Below are 2,810 nucleotides of genomic sequence, written 5' to 3'. Positions count from 1 at the left end.
CCACGCTGCCCGAGGTCAAGGCGCTTATCGACGACATGAACGCGGCCCTCGACGGCGTCGACTGGGAGCGCCTCGAGCGCGGACAGCAGGCGGCGCTGGCGATCCCGGTGCTTGCGCAGAACCTGTCGCTCGGGCCGGGCGCGCTGATCCACACCTACATCACCCCGTCGATTGCAAACGTCCTGGTGAACACCGGCGAGCTCACGGAGGGCGCTGTGCACCGCCTGGCGTACACCACCAACTGGATCTACTCCGTCTACCTGAAGGACGGGCTGAAACCGGGCAACGTCAGCTTCGTCCACACCGGCATGGTGCGCGCAATGCACGCCCACGTCCGCCGGGTGCAGGGCCAGCTGGGGCTGGACTACGCGGAGTGGGGCCGCCCGATCAGCGAGTTCGACATGCTCCGCACCTGGTTCGACTTCACCTACATCGCGTTTACGTATCTGCGGAACCTGGGTTACAGGCTGACGGTGGAGGAGGAGCAGGACCTGTTCTACCTGTGGAAAGTCGTGGGCATCATGCTCGGCATTCCGACCGACCTGCTGGACAATGAGACGGACATCGACGCCTCCCAGGCAACGATCGACGCGATCCACGCCGTCGACGGCGAGCCGAACGATGCGTCCCGGGCCCTCATCGACGCGCTCTTTAGCGGCTTCCGCACCAACGTCAAGGCCATGCTGCCATTCCCGGACGAGTCCATCGATGACTGGATGTACACCGCGACCCGACTCATGCACGGCGACGAGATTGCGGACCAGTTCAACGTCCCGCAGCCCGTTTCCCGCCCGTTCGTCGAGCTCGACCTGCCGCTGGTGCAGCAACGATTCGACCTGCTGCGTGCGAACCCAGAAGCGCTGGAGAAGGAAGTTGCGCAGAACCACCAGGCGCTTCTCGACGCCCTCACGCAGGACACCTCCTACATGTCCCAGGACGAAGGCGTAAAGATGAGCGACGGGGCTTACAGGCCCGGCGCGTAGTGGTATAGTTCACAAACAGCACGAGAAAGTAATCTACGAGAGGAAAATAGGACACGATGTCTAACCCGTACCGCGTACAGAACCCGATGACCAACGAGGTCGTCGAGACGTTCGATCACCCCACGGACGAGCAGGTGCAGGAGATCCTGGCCAAGTCCGACGAGGCGTTCCAGTCCTGGCGTCACACGTCGTACGAGGAGCGTGCGGCGATCGTCGGCAAGGCTGCGCAGCTGCTCAAGGAACGGAAGAACGAGCTGGCCAAGATCATGGCTGAGGAGATGGGCAAGTCGGTCCCGGAAGGTGAGTGGGAGGCCGACTTCTCCGGCGACATTCTGCAGTTCTACGCCGACCACGCGGCCGAGCACTGCGCTGACCAAAAAGTCGACGTCCCAGGCGGCAAGGCAGTAGTCCGCCGCCTCCCGCTGGGCACCCTGCTCGGCATCATGCCGTGGAACTTCCCGATCTACCAGGTGGCTCGCTTCGCCGGCCCGAACCTGATGAACGGTAACTGCATCCTGCTCAAGCACGCAGAGATCACCCCGAAGTCCGCCGCGGCGTTTGAGGCGATCCTCAAGGAGGCGGGCCTGCCGGACGGCGTGTTTACCAACGTGTACGCCTCCCACGACCAGATCGAGACCATCATCGCGGACCCGCGCGTCCAGGGTGTTTCCCTGACTGGTTCCGAGCGTGCCGGCGCGAAGGTCGCGGAGACCGCGGGCAAGAACCTGAAGAAGGTTGTCCTGGAGCTTGGCGGTACCGACCCGTACGTCATCCTGGACTCCGCCGACATCAAGACTGCCGCGCAGGATGCGTGGGCGAAGCGCGTGCAGAACGCGGGCCAGGTGTGTACCTCCAACAAGCGCATCATCGTCATGGAGGACATCTACGACGAGTTCGTCGACGAGATGGTGAAGATCGCAGAGTCTTACAAGAAGGGCGACCCGTCCAACCCGGGCGAGAACGAGTACTACCCGATGTCCTCCCGCAACGCCGCGGAGCTGCTGGACGACCAGGTCAAGCGTGCCGTCAAGGCGGGTGCGACGCTGCGCACCGGCGGCGAGCTGGACGACACCACCGCGTACTACTCCCCGGCAGTGCTCACCGACCTCCCGGTCGGCTCTGACGAGTACTACGAGGAGTTCTTCGGCCCGGTCGCTGAGATCTACAAGGTCTCCTCCGAGGATGAAGCGGTGGCGCTGGCCAACAACTCCCGACAGGGCCTGGGCGGCGCAGTGTTCTCCGAGGACACCGACCGTGCGATCAAGGTCGCGGACCAGATCGACACCGGCATGATCCACGTCAACCTCGGACAGTACTTTTCCGCCGTGCTGCCGTTCGGTGGCGTGAAGCGCTCCGGCTTCGGCCGCGAGCTGTCCGTGTTCGCGCTCGATGAGTTCGTGAACAAGCAGTACCTCTACGTGAACGACTAACAAGTTCACAGACTCGCGCGTTGTCGCTCGCAGGCGGCGCGCGGGGCGAGGGTGAAGCCCCAGATTGCGCAGCGCAAGCGCGGTCTGGGGCTTCACCTGTCACACCGGTAACAGGTAAAGTCGGTCCGGTGATCAAATTCTCCAACGTCACCAAGGTTTACCCCACGTCGACCCGGCCTGCGCTGGACGACGTGTCGTTCACGATCGGAGACGGGGACTTCGTCTTCCTCATTGGCCCGTCCGGCTCCGGTAAATCCACCTTCCTGCAGCTGATGATCCGGGAGGAGAACGTCTCTTCCGGAGACATCTATTTCAACGACTTCCACGTCAACGAGCTGCGCGGCAAAGAGGTGAACAAGCTGCGCCAGTCCATCGGCTACGTCTTCCAGGACTTCCG

The 2,810-nt window shown here is 63.2% G+C and carries 3 protein-coding genes; all 3 read left to right on the top strand.

Going from position 1 to position 2,810, the window contains the following annotated elements:
* Positions 1-983: oxygenase MpaB family protein (locus tag EAW56_RS11560; protein WP_147453310.1), on the top strand; the 983-nt coding region annotated here is incomplete at its 5' end.
* Between the two features lie 56 nt (positions 984-1,039).
* Positions 1,040-2,413, top strand: a complete 1,374-nt coding sequence (locus tag EAW56_RS11555) for an NAD-dependent succinate-semialdehyde dehydrogenase (RefSeq protein WP_122086693.1) — start codon at positions 1,040-1,042, stop codon at positions 2,411-2,413.
* Between the two features lie 128 nt (positions 2,414-2,541).
* Positions 2,542-2,810: ATP-binding cassette domain-containing protein (locus tag EAW56_RS11550; protein WP_122086690.1), on the top strand; the 269-nt coding region annotated here is incomplete at its 3' end.

Source organism: Corynebacterium gottingense (genome assembly GCF_003693265.1).
Lineage (GTDB): Bacteria > Actinomycetota > Actinomycetes > Mycobacteriales > Mycobacteriaceae > Corynebacterium > Corynebacterium gottingense.
The sequence above is the reverse complement of the archived record's forward strand: the minus strand, read 5'-3'. Positions and strand labels throughout refer to the sequence as shown.